The following is a 15,852-nucleotide window of genomic DNA, read 5'->3' as shown; positions in this document are numbered from 1 at the left end:
TAATCGATTTCATCATTTGTGCCACGCTTGAATGGGACGGTCCGGGGGATGGGTGATGTCTGACGCGGTGATCCGCATGGCGATGGTGGGCGGCGGTCCCGGTTCCTTCATCGGGCCGGTGCATCGTATGGCGGCCGAACTGGACGGCCGCATCCGCCTGGTGGCCGGCGCCTTCAGTCGGGATGAGGCCAAGTCCAAGGCCGCCGCCATAGGCTATGGCATAGATCCGGCCCGCGCCCATGGCGACTATCGCCAGATGCTGGCGGCCGAGGCGGCGCGGCCCGACGGCGCGCAATTCGTGGCCATCGTCACCCCCAACCATGTGCATTTCCCGGTGGCGAAGGCGGCGCTGGAGGCGGGCTTTCCCGTGCTGAGCGACAAGCCGGCGACCGCGACCCTGGAAGAGGCGGAGGACCTGGCCCGGGTTGTGGCGGATACCGGCCGCCTCTATGGCCTGACCTACACCTACACCGGCTACCCCCTGGTGCGCGAGGCGAGGGCCATCGTACGGCGGGGCGACCTGGGCGCCGTCCGCAAGGTGGTGGTGGAATACTCGCAAGGCTGGCTGTCGGAGGCGCTGGAGAAGACGGACAACACCCAGGCCGCCTGGCGGGCGGATCCGGCGCGATCCGGCCTGGGCGGCTGCATCGGCGACATCGGTGTGCACGCCTTCAACCTGGCGGAATTCGTCAGCGGCCTGGCCGTCACCCGCCTCAATGCCGACCTCAACAGCGTGGTGCCGGGCCGCCGGCTGGACGACGACTGCAACATCCTTCTGAGGTTCGGCAAAGACGTGCCGGGTGTGCTGGTGGCCAGCCAGGTGGCGGCGGGGGACCGCAACGGCTTGCGCCTGCGCGTCTATGGCGCCCAGGGCGGGCTGGACTGGTGCCATGAACGGCCGGACGTGCTGACCCTCAACTGGCTGGACCGACCCACCCAGACGCTGCACGCGGCAGCACCCTATCTGGGTCCGGCGGGGCGGGGACCGGCCCGTCTGCCCACCGGCCATCCCGAAGGCTTCATCGAGGCCTTCGCCAACATCTATCGCGACTTCGCCACCGCCATCGCCTCGGGCGGCGGCCTGGGCGGCACGCAGGTGCCCACCATCCAGGACGGCCTGCGCGGCATGGCCTTCGTTGCCCGCGCCGTGGCCGCCAACGGCGCCGGCTGGGTTCAGCTGTAAACGGACCCGAGCGAGGATACTCACCATGAGAACCATCAAAGGCCCGGGCATATTCCTGGCGCAGTTCGCGGGAGATACCCCGCCCTTCGACACCTTGGCCGGCTTGGCCGGCTGGGCAGCCGCCCTGGGATATCAGGGCGTGCAGGTGCCCACCGGGCCGGCCAGCCTGCTGGATTTGGAGAAGGCGGCGGACAGCGTCGACTACGCCCAGGAATTCGCCGGCACGCTGGCGGAAAACGGCGTGGCGGTGACGGAACTCTCGACCCACCTGCAGGGGCAGCTGGTGGCGGTGCACCCCGCCTATGACGCCCTGTTCGACGGCTTCGCCCCGCCGCATGTGCGGGGGAATCCGAAGGCCAGGCAAGAGTGGGCGGTGAATCAGCTGATGCTGGCGGCCCGCGTCAGCCGCAACCTGGGCCTGAGCGCCCACGCCACCTTCTCCGGCGCCTTGGCCTGGCCCTACATGTACCCCTGGCCGCAGCGTCCCGCCGGATTGGTGGAGGAGGCGTTCGCCGAGCTGGGCCGCCGCTGGCGTCCCATCCTGGACGCCTTCGACGCCGCCGGCGTCGACCTCTGCTTCGAGCTGCATCCGGGCGAGGACCTGTTCGACGGCGCCACCTTCGAACGCTTCCTGGACGTGGTGGACCACCATCCCCGCGCCACCATCCTTTACGACCCCAGCCATTTCGTCCTGCAGCAGCTGGACTACCTGGCCTTCATCGATCGCTACCATTCCCGCATCCGCGCCTTCCATGTGAAGGACGCGGAATTCCGGCCCGATGGCCGCGCCGGCGTCTATGGCGGCTACCTGCCCTGGGCGGAACGGCCGGGCCGCTTCCGCTCCCTGGGTGACGGGCAGGTGGATTTCGGCGCCATCTTCGCCAAGCTGGCGCAGTACGACTACCCCGGCTGGGCCGTGCTGGAATGGGAATGCGCGCTGAAGCATGCGGAGGATGGGGCCCGGGAAGGGGCGCCCTTCATCCGCGACCGCATCATCCGGGTGACGGAACGCGCCTTCGACGACTTCGCCGCCAGCGGCGTGGACACGGCCCGCAACCGCGCCCTGCTGGGCCTACAATAAAACAAGCCGAGGAACACCCATGATCACCCCAATGGTCACGACACGAACCAGCCGCCGCGCCTTCATCGGCGGTGCCGCAGCCTTGGCCGGCCTGGGCCTGGCGCGGCTGTCCACCGCCGCCCCCACCCCCTTCTTCAAGGGCAAGGGCCTGCCCATCGGCCTTCAGCTCTACACCCTGGGCGACCTGGTGGAGAAGGATTTGCCCGGCACGCTGAAGGCGGTGGCGGGCATGGGCTATCGCGCGGTGGAGTTGCCGGGCTTTTACGGCCATACCGCGGGCGACTTGGCGGCGGCGCTGAAGGCCGCCGGCCTGGTGTGCGAAAGCGCCCATATCAATGCGCAGGGCAGGAGCCCGGCGCCCAGCCTGTCCGGCGACCTGGACGCGCTGGTGCGCGATGCCCACACCATCGGGCTGAAGTTCATTGTCATGCCCATGTTCACCGTTCCGGCGCGCCTGGGCGGGCTGCAAGCGGGCGAAGGCTTCGGTGATTTCCTGGCCCGCGTGGCGTCGCAGTTCACCGCCGACGACTGGAAGTCCCAGGCGGCCTTCCTGAATGAGAAGGGGGCGGCCCTGAAGAAAGCCGGGCTGCAGCTGGCCTACCACAATCACAATCCGGAATTCGCCGTTGCGGGCGGCCAGGGGGCCGGCGGCACCGCCACCGGCTACGACATCCTGCTGGCCGAGACCGATCCGGATCTGGTGAAGATGGAGATGGATGCCGGCTGGGTGGCCGCCGCCGGGCTGGATCCCGTGGCGCTGTTGCAGGCCCATCCCGGCCGCTTCCGCCTGATGCATGTGAAGGATCTGAAGGCCGGCACGGTCCCCAACACCCGGCTGAAGATGGACCCGGCGGAGGTCGGCGGCGGGACCTTGGACTGGCACCGCATTCTGCCCGCCGCCCACGCCGCCGGCATCAACCATTTCTATGTCGAGCAGGAGCCGCCCTTCGCCCGCCCCCGGCTGGAGGCGGCGCGCCTCAGTGCCGACTATCTGGGCAAGCTGGCGGTATAGCCCCGCCAGGGCGGCGTCTGCCATCTTCGGCCGTGTCCGCCTCAGATCCCGTTGTTCCACGACACGGCCCTGGGCTGGGCGGATCGGATCCAGTGCCACGGCACGCACCAGGCTGGCGTACCGGCCACCGCGGAGGGCGGCCGGATTTTTGACATGCGTGGGGCATGCATGCCTGTGGTACGATAAACATCCAGAACCAGGACGATCGTTCTATTATTAGCTGGATCAAGTCCCAGCCAGCAGCCAAGGCCGCCGTCAGCGGGTGAGACTTCGGCTTGCGAGCGGGAACGGGATGATGGACCCGGGTCGTTGGTATCCAGGTGCGTTTGTCGGGGGAAGAGTGATGGAAACGTTGGCGCGCATGCCCAAGCAGAACCGCAGCCACGCGTCGTTTGAACGCGTGCTGGAGGCGGCTACGGCGCTGCTGCAGGAGCGGGGGTATGAAGACTTCACCCTGAATGAGGTCAGCCGCCGCTCCGGCGTTTCCATCGGATCCATCTATGGCCGGGTGGACAGCAAGGACGCGCTGATCCACACGGTGCAGGCCCGGGCCCTGGTGGATATCGAGGAGAAGGAGCGGCGGGTGACCGATTCCGCCCGCTGGCAGGGTTACGGCCTGGACCGGCTGGTGCCGGGCGTCCTGTCGGAGGTTGGGGAATTCCTCAAGGAAAACAGTGGCCTGCTGCGCGCCTTCATGGTGCGTGCGCCCATCGATCCGGTGATCGCCCAGACGGGCAAGCGCTCGCACGAGGCCATGGCCGTGCGCTTCGAAACCCTGCTGCTGTCCCGCCGGAACGAGATCAGCCATCCCGAGCCGGAGCGGGCGGTGCATGCCTGCTTCGCCATGGCCTACGCCTCATACGCCCGTTACCTGGGCTTGGGCTCCGCCATGGATGCGGCGGGGGAAGGTGACTGGACGGCGCTGAAGGGCGACATAAGCCTGATGGCCCTATGCTTCCTGAAGTATCGGCCGGCGTCCTGACGGCGTGCCGGCGCTGACCATCGCGTGATGGGCCCTTTTATTGTCCGGGGGACAACATGGGCCGTGCGGGATGCGGCTTTCCGGGGAAGACTGGGCGGCACGCCCGCTTTCCCGGAGAACGCCCCATGTCCGATAAGCCTGTGCCCCATAAGCCCACGATCATCGGCCGCGCCACGTCCATCAACGTGCGCAAGGTGCTGTGGACCTGCGCCGAAATCGGCCTGGACCATACCTTCGACGGCGACTGGGTGGGGGACGCCGCCGTGCGCCGGCGGGATGAGCTGCTGGCCCTCAACCCCAACGGCCAATTCCCGGTGCTGCTGGACCAGGCCGGACCGCTGTGGCAGTCCAACACCATTTGCCGCCACCTGGCCGTGATGGCGGGCCGCGACGATCTGCTGCCCACGGCGCCCCGTGCCCGGGCATTGGTGGAGCAGTGGATGGACTGGCAGCTGGGCGACCTCAACCCCGCCTGGCGCTACGTCTTCATGGCCCGGGTGAGGCGGGCGCCGGGCTACACCAATGCCGAAGAGATCGCAGCCGGCGTGGCCGCCTGGAACCAGGCCATGGGCCTGCTGGACCGACAGCTGCAAGCCACCGGCGCTCATGTCACCGGCCCCACCTTCACCCTGGCGGATATCGTGCTGGCGCTGTCCGCCAACCGCTGGCGCCTGACGCCCATGGATCATGCCGATTGCCCGGCGGTGGATGCCTGGCTGGACAGGCTGGCGACGCGGCCGGGCTTCACCGTCCACGTGGGACCTGGCGTGCCGTGAGGCTTGCGCGCCACGCCGCCGCCACCCATCATTCCCCGCAATGAAGGCAGGGGGTGGGAATGCGGTCCTGGCGATTGGCGTTGGTGGGGCTGGTCGCCCTGGGCGGCACGGCGTCGGCGGCCGCACCGGAAATCCGCATCCAGGACGTAATCGACTTCTACCGCGTGTATGACGCCGGCCAGGGCGCGCCCTCGGCGGCGGCCTTGCAGGGCTATCTCGACCATGGTAGCGACGGGCTGCGGCAGTTCGTGGCCTTGCGCCATCTGACGGGCGAATCCATGGCCGCCGCCATGGAAAAGCACCCCAAGATGTTCGCCGACGCCAAGACCTGCTTGGACGTGCTGCCGGCGGTGAAGCGGCGCCTGGCGCAGGCCTTGCCCCGCCTGGGCCAGATCTATCCCCAGGCCAAATTTCCGCCCATCACCATCCTGGTGGGCCAGGGCAACACCGGCGGCACCACCAGCGCGTCCGGTGTGCTGGTGGGGCTGGAGGCGCTGTGCGGCGCCAGCTGGATGGACCCGAACGCGGAGGACCGCTTCGTCCATCTGGTGGCGCATGAATACATCCATGTGCAGCAGCCGGCGGCCCAGACGGAACCGGAACACCCGATCCTGCTGTTTCCCGCCCTGATCGAGGGCGGGGCGGAATTCCTGGCGGAACTGATCTCCGGCAACGTCGGCTATGTCCGCCTCAAGGCCTGGACCAAGGGCCGGGAGACGGAGGTGGAGACCCAGTTCGCCGCCGACATGGACACGGCCAACATGAAGCCGTGGCTGTACAACGGCGTCGGTACGGAGGACCGGCCGGGCGATCTCGCCTACTGGGTCGGCTACCGCATCACCAAGGCCTACTACGTCCAGGCCCAGGACAAGCGCGCGGCCATCGCCCGCATCCTGACCATCGACGCCGACACGGCCAAGGCCTTCCTGGCCGACAGCGGCTGGACGCCCGGCATGGCCCTGCCGGACAAGGTGGCCTTGCCCAGCCCCTGACGCCTCATTCGCGGGCTCCGCCACGTGCCATGGGGCGGAGTCCTGGGGCGCCTCTGTTGGGGGCGGGCAAACCTAAGTAGGGGATGAGTCGGGGCCAGATTAAGCGGAGTTAATAAATCGCCCACGCTGGCTAAACCCCGCCGGCGTTAGCGTCCCGCCCAAGGTGCACCAACCCTTGGCCTTGCGCGCCTTGGCCTTCCGCGACATGCCCCCGACCTGGACGATGCTGCCGATGTCTTCCCCCCTCTCTCATCGCGCCCCCCGGTTCCGCGCCCTCAAGCGGTGCTGGCTGGCGGGCGCGGCCGCGCTGGCGCTGGCCGGCTGTTCCGTGGGGCCGGATTACCAGCGCCCCGACACCCCGCCGCCGGCGGCATGGAAGGAGGACGCGCCCAAGGCGGGCGCCCCCGCCTGGCCGGCGGCCGACTGGTGGAAGGGCTTCGGTTCCGCAGAGCTGGACGCCTACATCGCCCAGGCGCAGACCGCCAACGACGACCTGGCCGCCGCCATGGCGCGGGTGCGTGAGGCCGACGCCCAGGCCCAGGTGGCGGGCGCCGCCTTGCTGCCGTCGGTGGGCGCCAGCGCCGATGTCGATCACCAGCGGGCCAAAAGCGCCGGCGCGGCCCAGACCGCCACCGCCCACAGCGTGGGCCTGAACGCCAGTTATGAGCTGGACTTCTGGGGCAAGAACCGGGCGACGGCCAACGCCGCCCTCGCCACGGCGGATGCCAGCCGCTACGACCTGGAAACGGTGCGCCTGTCGGTGCTGAGCAGCGTGGCCACCAGCTATTTCCAGTCCCTGGAACTGCGGGAGCAGGTGCGGGTGGCGGAGGACAACCTGGCCAACGGCCAGGCCACGCTGGACGGTCTGCGCCGCCAGGCCGACGCGGGCATCGCCACGGCGCTGGACGTGGCGCAGCAGGAAACAACCGTTTCCACCCTGAACGCCAAGCTGCCGCCCCTGCGCCAGCAGTACCGCCAGTCGGTGCACGCCCTGGCCATCCTGCTGGGCCGGATGCCGGAGGCCGTGGAGCTGTCGGAAGACGATACCCTGGCCCGGCTGTCGCTGCCCCAGGTGACGCCGGGCCTGCCGTCGGAATTGCTGGCCCGCCGGCCCGACGTGGCCCAGGCGGAGGCGCTGCTGAAGGCGGCCAACGCCAACATCACCGTGGCCCGTGCCGCCTTCTTCCCCAGCATCGACCTGACGGCCTCCGGCGGCTATGCCAGCAATGCCCTGTCACACCTGTTCGATCCGGGCAGCGCCCTCTTTTCCCTGGCCGCCGGGCTGACCCAGCCCATCTTCGAAGGTGGCGCGCTGGAAGGGCAGTACGCCAACGCCCAGGCCCGCTATGACGAGCTGCTGGCGACATACCGCAAGTCCGTCCGCGCCGCCTTCGGAAATGTGGAGGATGCGCTGACCGCCGTGCGCGAGACGACCGAGCAGCTGGCGCGGCAGGAGCAGGCAACGGCTACGGCGCGCCACGCCTATGAACTGGCGCAGGCCCAGATGGCCGCCGGGACCATCACCGTCCTGACGGTGCTCAACACCGAAACCGCCTTGTTCACCGCCAACGATGCCTTGGTCCAGGCCCGCTTCGCCCGCCTGCAGGCCTTGGTCAGTTTGTACAACGCCCTGGGCGGCGGCTGGAAGCAGAGCTGACATCATGAGCGAGAACCCCATCTTGAAGCCTATCCGCATCAGCCGCACCCGCGCCGTCATGGCCGGCCTGGGCGGCGTCTTCATCCTCGCCGCCGCCGGTGCCGAGCTGTTGCCCAGCACCGCTGGCAAGGCCGCCCCCCCAACAGCCAAGGCGGGCGGCGCCGTCGCCGTGGACACGGCCGTGGCCACGCCGGCCGATGCGCCCGTCTATTTGGCGGGCCTGGGCTCCGTCCAGTCGCTGAACACGGTGACGGTCACCACCCGCGTGGATGGCGCCTTGGACAAGGTCGCTTTCACCGAAGGCCAGACGGTGAAGCCGGGCGACCTGCTGGCGCAGATCGACCCGCGCCTGTACCAGGCGGCGTACGATCAGGCGCTGGCCACCAAGGCCAAGGATGAGGCGCAGCTGGCCAACGCCCGCGCCGATTTGGAGCGCTACACCCGCCTGGCGCCGCAGAACCTGGCCAGCAAGCAGACGGTGGACACGGCCAAGGCCCAGGTCGACCAGTTGCAGGCGCAGATCAAAAGCGACCAAGCCGCCATCGACAATGCCCGGACCCAGCTGGACTACACCCGCATCACCTCCCCCATCCAGGGGCGGACGGGCATCCGTCAGGTCGACCCTGGCAACAACCTGCATGCGGCCAGCGGCACCGGCATCGTGGTGGTGACGCAGATGCAGCCCATCTCCGTCATCTTCACCCTGCCGGAAGAGGACCGCCTGGCCGTCAGCCAGGCCATGGCCCAGGGGCCGCTGACCGTCACCGCCGTATCACGCGACGGCAAGACGGATCTCGCCACCGGCACCGTCATGCTGGTCGACAACCAGATCGACCCCACCACCGGCACCGTGCGGCTGAAGGCCCAGTTCCCCAACACGGATGAGCATCTGTGGCCGGGCCAGTTCGTGAACGTGAAGCTGCTGAAGCAGACGCGCCGCGGCGCGCTGACCATCCCCAGCGCCGCCTTGCAGCGCGGGCCCAACGGCCTGTACGCCTATGTCGTGAAGCCGGACTCCACGGTGGAGATGCGGCCCATCGAGACGGCGGAGACCACCGGCGACACGGTCGTCGTGGCCAAGGGCCTGCAGGCTGGTGAGCGCGTCACCACCAGCAACGCCTACCGCCTGCAGCCGGGCGTCAAGGTGACGGTGGCCGGCGAGGCCAAGACGGCCGACGCCACCCCCACCAATACGGAAGGCAAGCAGCCATGAGCCTCTCCAGCCCCTTCATCACCCGGCCCATCGCCACCTCACTGCTGATGCTGGGCGTGCTGCTGGTGGGCATGGTGGCCTATCCGCTGCTGCCGGTGGCGCCGCTGCCGCAGGTGGACTTCCCCACCATCCAGGTCTCGGCCAACCTGCCGGGCGCCAGTCCGGAAACCATGGCGTCCAGCGTGGCGCAGCCGCTGGAAACCCAGTTCGCCGCCATCCCCGGCGTCAGCCAGATGACATCGACCAGCACGCTGGGCAGCACCCAGGTGACCCTTCAGTTCGACCTGAACCGCAACATCGACGCGGCGGCGCAGGATGTGCAGACCGCCATCGACGCCGCCGGCGGCCAGTTGCCCAAGAACCTGCCGTCGCCGCCCACCTACCGCAAGATCAACCCGGCCGACAGCTCCATCCTGGTGTACTCGGTCCACTCCGACAACCTGCCCCTGACCACGGTGGACGATTTCGCCGAGAACGTCATCGCCCAGCGCCTGTCCCAGATTCCGGGCGTGGGCCAGGTCTCCATCGGCGGCCAGCAGAAGCCCGCCGTGCGCGTGCAGGTGGATCCGGCCAAGATCGCGGCGCTGGGCATCCAGCTTGAGGATATCGCCGCCGTCATCCCCACGGCCACGGTCAACGCGCCCAAGGGCTCCATCAACGGCATCGCCCACAACTTCGTCATCTACAACAACGACCAGCTGTTGAAGGCGGAGCCTTGGAACGACGTCATCGTCGCCTACAAAAACGGGGCGCCGGTGCGCATCCGCGACATCGGCGTGGCGGTGGACGGGCCGGAGAACAACCAGCTGCTGGCCTGGCAGAACAACGGCCCCGGCATCATCCTGCAGGTGTTCAAGCAGCCCGGCGCCAACATCATCGACATCGTGTCGAAGGTGGAAAATATGCTGCCCCAGGTCATGGCGGCGGTGCCCCCGGGGGTGAAGATGGACAAGGTCATCGACCGCACCACCACCATCAAGGCCTCGGTGGAGGATGTCCAGTTCACCCTGCTGCTGACCATCTTCCTGGTGGTCATGGTCATCTTTCTTTTCCTGCGCAACCTGTGGGCCACGCTGATCCCCGGCGTGACGGTGCCGCTGGCCCTGTTCGGCACCGCGGCGCTGATGTACCTGCTGGGCTTCAGCCTGGACAACCTGTCGCTGATGGGCCTGACCATCGCCGTGGGCTTCGTCGTCGACGACGCCATCGTGATGGTCGAGAACATCTACCGCCACATCGAGGAGGGCATGTCGCCCAAGGAGGCGGCGCTGAAAGGGGCCGGGGAGATCGGCTTCACCATCATGTCCATCAGCGTGTCGCTGGTGGCCGTGTTCATCCCCCTGCTGCTGATGGGCGGCATCGTCGGCCGGCTGATGCGTGAATTCGCCATCACCGTCACCATGACCATCGCCGTCTCCGCCTTCGTCTCGCTGACCCTGTCGCCGATGATGAGCGCCCTGTTCCTGAAGGATGAGAAGCACGCCCGCCATGGCAGGGCCTACCTGTTCATCGAGGGCTGTTTTGACTGGCTGGTGGCCAAGTACGGCCGCGGCCTGGACTTCGTGCTGCGGCACCAGCGCCTGACCCTGATGGTGTTCTTCGCCACGGTGGCGGCCACGGGCGTGCTGTACGTCGCCATCCCCAAAGGCTTCTTCCCCCAGCAGGACACCGGCATCATCGCCGGCCTGGCCGACGCCTCGCAGGACGTGTCCTTCAATGAGATGGTGCGGTTGCAGCACCAACTGACCGATGTCGTGGCGCAGGATCCGGACGTGGCCGCCTGGGCGACATCCGTCGGTGGCGGTGGGCGACCCATCAACAACGGCTTCATCGTCATCAGCCTGAAGCCACGCGGCCAGCGCACCGCCACCGCAGACCAGATCATCGCCCGGCTGCGGCCCAAGCTGGCCAAGGTCAAGGGGGCGACCCTGTTCCTGCAGGCCAGCCAGGATCTGAACGTGGGCGGCCGCCTGGCCCGCACCCAGTACCAGTACACCCTGCAGGACGCCGACCTGGGCGAACTGAACGACTGGGCGCCCAAGCTGCTGGACAAGCTCAAGGGCCTGCCCCAGCTGCGCGACGTCGCCACCGACCAGCAGACCAACGGCACCACCCTGAACCTGGTGATCGACCGCGACCAGGCCGCCCGCTTCGGCATCCAGCCTTCGCTGATCGACAGCACCCTCTATGATGCCTTCGGCCAGCGCCAAGTCACCCAGTACTTCACCCAGCTGAACAGCTACCACGTGGTGCTGGAGATCACGCCGGAGCTGCAGTCCAACCCCGACACCCTGAACAAGCTGTACATCAAGTCACCGGTGACCGGTCAGCAGGTGCCGCTGTCCACCTTCGTGAAGTACGACACCAACCATGTGAACTTCCTGTCCATCAACCATCTGGGCCAGTTCCCGGCGGTGACCCTGTCGTTCAACCTGGCGCCCGGCGTGTCCCTGGGCGAGGCGGTGCAGGTCATCCAGCAGGCCCAGGCGGCGATGGGCATGCCCTCCTCGGTCAACGGCACCTTCCAGGGCACGGCCCAGGCCTTCCAGGCCTCGCTGGCGACCCAGCCCTACCTGATCGCCGCGGCGCTGGTGGCCGTCTACATCATCCTGGGCATGCTGTATGAAAGCTACATCCACCCGCTTACCATCCTGTCCACCCTGCCGTCGGCGGGCGTGGGGGCCCTGCTGATGCTCATGATCTTCCACTACGACCTGTCGGTCATCGCGCTCATCGGCATCATCCTGCTGATCGGCATCGTGAAGAAGAACGGCATCATGATGGTGGACTTCGCCATCCAGGCGGAACGGGAACAGCACATGGCACCCATCGAGTCCATCCGTCAGGCCTGCCTGCTGCGCTTCCGCCCCATCATGATGACCACCATGGCGGCCCTGCTGGGCGCCCTGCCGCTGATGCTGGAGAACGGCACGGGCTCGGAACTGCGCAAGCCGCTGGGCATCACCATGGTGGGCGGCCTGATCCTGAGCCAGATCCTGACCCTGTTCACCACGCCGGTGGTCTATCTCTACCTGGACCGGGTGAACGACTGGTTGAACCGCCGGGGCAAGGCCAAGACGGCGCATGAAGGTCACGCCCGGCCGCACGCGGTCCTGGGCACGGGCGATTGAGGGGGGACGCGCCATGAAGGTGCTGCTGGTGGAGGATAACGAACGGGTGTCGCGCTTCGTTGTGAAGGGATTGCGCGAGGCCGGACACACCGTGGAGCATGTCGATAACGGGCGGGACGGCATGTTCCTGGCGACGGGCGAACCGTTCGACGTCATCGTCATGGACCGCATGCTGCCGGGCGACATCGACGGCCTGACCATCATCGAGACCTTGCGCAAGATGGGCACGCAGACGCCGGTCCTGATCCTCAGCGCGCTCAGCAGCGTGGATGAGCGCATCAAGGGCCTGCGCAGCGGCGGCGACGATTACCTGACCAAGCCCTTCGCCTTCGGCGAGCTGCTGGCGCGCCTGGACGCCCTGATGCGCCGATCGCCCACCGGCGCCGTGCCGGAAACCAGCCTGGCGGTGGGGGACCTGCGCATGAACCTGCTGTCGCGCAAGGTGAGCCGGGGCGAGCGGGTCATCACCCTGCAGAACCAGGAGTTCAAGCTGCTGGAGTACCTGATGCGCCACGTCGACCAAGTGGTGACCCGCACCATGCTGCTGGAAGGCGTCTGGGGCTATCACTTCGACCCCCAGACCAACGTGGTCGACGTGCACATCAGCAAGTTGCGCCAGAAGATCGAGGGAGAGGGGGAGCCGCCGCTGCTGCGCACGGTGCGCAACGCCGGCTACATGATGACGGCGGGCGGCTGACATGGCGCCGGCCCCCGCCTCGCCCTTGCGCTCCTCCGCCTACACCCTGGCGCTCAGCTATGTGCTGCTGGGCCTGGTGACCCTGGTGCTGTTCGCCGCCCCCCTGGGCTATGCCTGGCGGGTCACCATCGACGACGGCCGCACCGAGATCTTGCAGGAGGACGCGCAGCGCTTCACCGAAGTGTTCCGCCAGCGCGGGCCCGATGGCTTGGTGGCCTTCCTCAATGAGCGCATGAGCATGCAGATCGCGGCGGAGCGCCTGCTGCTGCTGACGGACGCGGCCCACACCGTGCTGGCGGGCAACCTCCCGGCCTGGCCCGGCGACTTCCCCGAACGGCAGGGCGTTTACAACGCCCCCATCAAGCTGAACGGCCGGACGGTGCAGGCGCGCCTGGTGCATGTGGTGCTGCCCGGCGGCTATCACCTGGTGGTGGCGCGCGACATGGCCCATTTCCGTCCCCTGGAGCAGCGCTTCTGGTACAGCCTGCTGGCGGCCATGGGCGTCCTGCTGCTGCTGGGCATGTTGGGCGGCTTCCTCATCCGCCGGGCGGTGCTGCGCCGCATCGACGATCTCAGCCGCACCGCCACCGGCATCGTCCAGGGCGACCTGTCGCGCCGCCTGCCCACCACCCGGGGGCAGGACGAGTTCAACACCCTGTCGCGCACCATCAACGGCATGCTGGACCAGATCGAGCAGTTGGTGCACGGCGTGCGCAACGTCTCCAACGCCATCGCCCACGATTTGCGCACCCCCTTGGCGGAGCTGCGCTCGCGGCTGGAGGAGGTAAGCGTCACCCGCCCGCCCCTGGCCGAGACCTATGCCGAGGTGGACGGGGCGGTGGCTGACGTCGACCGGGTCATCGGCATCTTCAACGCCCTGCTGCGCCTGGCGGAGATCGATACCGGCGCCCGCCGTTCCGGCTTTGCCGAGGTCAACGTGGCGGAGGTGGCGGCGGGCGCCGTGGACTTCTACCTGCCGGCGGCGGAACTGAAGGGCGTCTCCCTGACCTTCCAGGGCGACGAGGGCATGATGACCATCCTGGGGGACCCCATCCTGCTGGCCCAGGCTGTGGGCAACCTGATCGACAACGCCCTGAAGTTCACGCCCGAGGGCGGCGCCATCACGGTGGAGGTCAGCAGCGGCGCGGATGGCAAGGTCGAGATGTCGGTGAGCGACAACGGTCCCGGCATCCCGGACGATGAAAAGCCCCGGGTGACGGAACGCTTCTATCGCGGCGACATGGGCCGTGGCACCCCCGGCGTGGGCCTGGGCCTCAGCCTGGTCAGCGCCGTCGCGAAGCTGCACGGCGGCGCCTTCGACCTGGCGGACAATCATCCGGGGCTCAAAGCCCGCATGAAGTTGGCTTAAGGCGTCATCCGGGTCGCGTATTCCGCCACCTCGGCCACACGCGGGGCCAGAATCCTTCCGTAGATTTCATCCACCCGCTGCCTCACCTCCGGCCGTGCCAGTTCCGGGCGGCCGCCGGCGAAGGGCGGTTCGGGCGCGTATTCCAGCATCAGCAGCAGGGCCTCCGCCGCGTCGGGCCCCACGATCTCGGCGGCCACGGTGAAGGCGAAGTCCAGGCCGGCGGTGACGCCGCCGCCGGTGATGATGTCGCCGTCGCGCACCACGCGGCCAGCGTCGGGAATGGCGCCGAACCGGGCCAGCTGGCCGCGCCAGGCCCAATGGCAGGCCGCCCGCTTGCCCTTCAGCAAGCCGGCCCCGGCCAGGACCAGCGACCCCGTGCAGACCGAGGTCAGGTAGCGGGCGCCCTCGGCCAGGCGGCGCACCTGGGCCATGGTTTCGATGTCGTTCAGCACGGCGGCGATGCCCATGCCGCCGGGAACGAACAGCAGGTCGCAGGCCGCTATGTCGGCCAGCCGCTCCGTCCCCTCGAACCGCAGGCCCTCGTGCGAGGCGATGGTGCCGCCGGTGGCGGACGCCACGCGGGTGGCGATGCCGGGCAGGCGGCTGAACACCTGGTGCGGGGCGGTGAAGTCCAATTGGGTCATCAGGGGGAAGACGACTTCCACGACGGTGAAGGCGGGTTGGCTCATGGGAAAGCTCCAGGCTGACGGCACGGGATGGCCCAACGGTGCTCTCGACAAGCCCTGGCAGCAATGCCATAAATCCCACCTTTTCTGCCAATAACGGTACAACGCCCATGGCCCGCACCATCGCCTTCCTGGCTTATCCCGGGTTCCAGATCCTGGACGTCACCGGACCCTTGGCGGCGTTCGAGATCGCGGGCCGCTACGCCCGCCAACCCTATGACATCCGCGTCATGGCGCTGGCGGCGGGGCCGGTCGCCAGCTCCTCCGGCGCCGTGCTGATGGCGGGGCCGCTGGCGGACCCGGCGCAGGTGGACACGCTGGTGGTGGCGGGTGGCGAGGGGGTGAACGCCGCCAGCGCCGTGCCCGCCTTGCTGGACTACGCCCGTGCCGTGGCGGGGCACGCCCGGCGGGTCACCAGTGTCTGTTCCGGCACCTTCCTGCTGGCCGCCGCCGGCCTGCTGGACGGGCGGCGGGTCACCACCCACTGGTACCGCACCAGCTCTTTCGCCCGGCGCTTCCCCCAGGTGCGGCTGGAGGCCGATCGCATCTTCATCCGCGATGGCGCTTATTGGACGTCGGCCGGCATCACCGCCGGCATCGACCTGGCGTTGGCCCTGGTGGCGGAGGACCAGGGCGAGGCCATCGCGCGGCGCACCGCCCGCCAGCTGGTCGTGCCCTACCGCCGCCAGGGCGGACAGTCGCAATTCTCCACCCTGCTGGAGATGCAGGGCACCAGCCGCCGCTTCGGCGATCTGCTGGCCTGGATGCGCGACAATCTGGCGCGGTCCCTGACGGTGGAGGAACTGGCGGCGCAGGCGGCCATGAGCCCGCGCAACTTCGCCCGCGCCTTCGCCGCCGAGCAGGGCCTGACCCCGGCCAAGGCGGTGGAGCAGCTGCGGCTGGAGGTGGCGCGGGATTTGGTGGAGGAAAGTCCGGCGTCGCTGGATCGTATCGCCATCGAAACGGGATTCGGTGATACCGAGCGCATGCGCCGGGCCTTCATCCGCACCTTCGGCGCGCCGCCCCAGTCCCTCCGCCGGTCGGCCTAGTGCCGCCGAAAGATGGGCAAGCGC

Annotated in this window: 13 protein-coding genes; 12 read left to right on the top strand and 1 reads right to left on the bottom strand. The window is 68.5% G+C overall.

Translation table 11 applies throughout. The features are described 5' to 3' along the window. Positions 1–55 precede the first annotated feature (55 nt). The 11 genes from FBZ88_RS02255 to FBZ88_RS02205 all read left to right on the top strand — a co-directional run bounded on the left by FBZ88_RS02255 (position 56) and on the right by FBZ88_RS02205 (position 14,093). Positions 56–1,183, top strand: coding sequence for a Gfo/Idh/MocA family protein (locus tag FBZ88_RS02255; RefSeq protein WP_145615202.1), 1,128 nt, complete (start codon positions 56–58; stop codon positions 1,181–1,183). 25 nt (positions 1,184–1,208) lie between these two features. Beyond that, positions 1,209–2,264 (top strand): sugar phosphate isomerase/epimerase family protein, encoded by a 1,056-nt coding sequence (locus FBZ88_RS02250; RefSeq protein WP_145615201.1) that lies wholly within the window; start codon positions 1,209–1,211, stop codon positions 2,262–2,264. 19 nt (positions 2,265–2,283) lie between these two features. Then, on the top strand, positions 2,284–3,276 hold the full coding sequence (locus FBZ88_RS02245) for a sugar phosphate isomerase/epimerase family protein (RefSeq protein WP_211102472.1): 993 nt from the start codon (positions 2,284–2,286) through the stop codon (positions 3,274–3,276). 343 nt (positions 3,277–3,619) lie between these two features. Next, positions 3,620–4,258: a TetR/AcrR family transcriptional regulator gene (locus FBZ88_RS02240; RefSeq protein WP_186464156.1), complete on the top strand. Its 639-nt coding sequence runs from the start codon at positions 3,620–3,622 to the stop codon at positions 4,256–4,258. A 125-nt stretch (positions 4,259–4,383) separates the two neighbouring features. Next, on the top strand, positions 4,384–5,034 hold the full coding sequence (locus FBZ88_RS02235; RefSeq protein ID WP_145615199.1) for a glutathione S-transferase family protein: 651 nt from the start codon (positions 4,384–4,386) through the stop codon (positions 5,032–5,034). A 59-nt stretch (positions 5,035–5,093) separates the two neighbouring features. Further along, positions 5,094–6,026, top strand: a complete 933-nt coding sequence (locus FBZ88_RS02230; RefSeq protein WP_145615198.1) for a DUF2268 domain-containing putative Zn-dependent protease — start codon at positions 5,094–5,096, stop codon at positions 6,024–6,026. 232 nt (positions 6,027–6,258) lie between these two features. Then, complete coding sequence (locus tag FBZ88_RS02225) at positions 6,259–7,683, top strand: efflux transporter outer membrane subunit (RefSeq protein ID WP_145615197.1); 1,425 nt, start codon at positions 6,259–6,261, stop codon at positions 7,681–7,683. Between the two features lie 4 nt (positions 7,684–7,687). Further along, the gene (locus FBZ88_RS02220) at positions 7,688–8,896 is read left to right on the top strand and encodes an efflux RND transporter periplasmic adaptor subunit (RefSeq protein ID WP_246138455.1); all 1,209 of its coding nucleotides are present in this window, start codon (positions 7,688–7,690) and stop codon (positions 8,894–8,896) included. Further along, entirely contained in the window at positions 8,893–12,027 is a 3,135-nt protein-coding gene (locus tag FBZ88_RS02215; RefSeq protein WP_145615196.1) for a multidrug efflux RND transporter permease subunit, read from the top strand. Before FBZ88_RS02220 ends, FBZ88_RS02215 begins: the two co-directional genes overlap by 4 nt. Before the next feature lie 13 nt (positions 12,028–12,040). Next, positions 12,041–12,724, top strand: coding sequence for a winged helix-turn-helix domain-containing protein (locus FBZ88_RS02210; protein ID WP_145615307.1), 684 nt, complete (start codon positions 12,041–12,043; stop codon positions 12,722–12,724). A 1-nt stretch (position 12,725) separates the two neighbouring features. Further along, a complete protein-coding gene (locus tag FBZ88_RS02205; protein WP_145615195.1) occupies positions 12,726–14,093 on the top strand; it encodes a sensor histidine kinase in 1,368 nt (455 codons plus the stop codon). Here the strand turns inward: FBZ88_RS02205 and FBZ88_RS02200 are convergent. Further along, positions 14,090–14,782 carry a DJ-1/PfpI family protein gene (locus tag FBZ88_RS02200; protein WP_145615194.1) on the bottom strand — a complete coding sequence of 231 codons (693 nt, stop codon included), beginning with the start codon at positions 14,780–14,782 and terminating at the stop codon, positions 14,090–14,092. The two genes, FBZ88_RS02205 and FBZ88_RS02200, sit on opposite strands and share 4 nt — an antisense overlap. A 107-nt stretch (positions 14,783–14,889) precedes the next feature. Here FBZ88_RS02200 and FBZ88_RS02195 point away from each other — a divergent pair, with 107 nt between their 5' ends. After that, the gene (locus tag FBZ88_RS02195) at positions 14,890–15,828 is read left to right on the top strand and encodes a GlxA family transcriptional regulator (RefSeq protein WP_145615193.1); all 939 of its coding nucleotides are present in this window, start codon (positions 14,890–14,892) and stop codon (positions 15,826–15,828) included. The last annotated feature ends 24 nt before the right edge of the window (positions 15,829–15,852 follow it).

The organism is Nitrospirillum bahiense, from assembly GCF_007828025.1.
In the GTDB taxonomy this organism is placed as follows: Bacteria; Pseudomonadota; Alphaproteobacteria; order Azospirillales; family Azospirillaceae; genus Nitrospirillum; species Nitrospirillum amazonense.
Note: the sequence above shows the minus strand (reverse complement) of the source record. Positions and strands in the feature narration are given on the sequence as shown.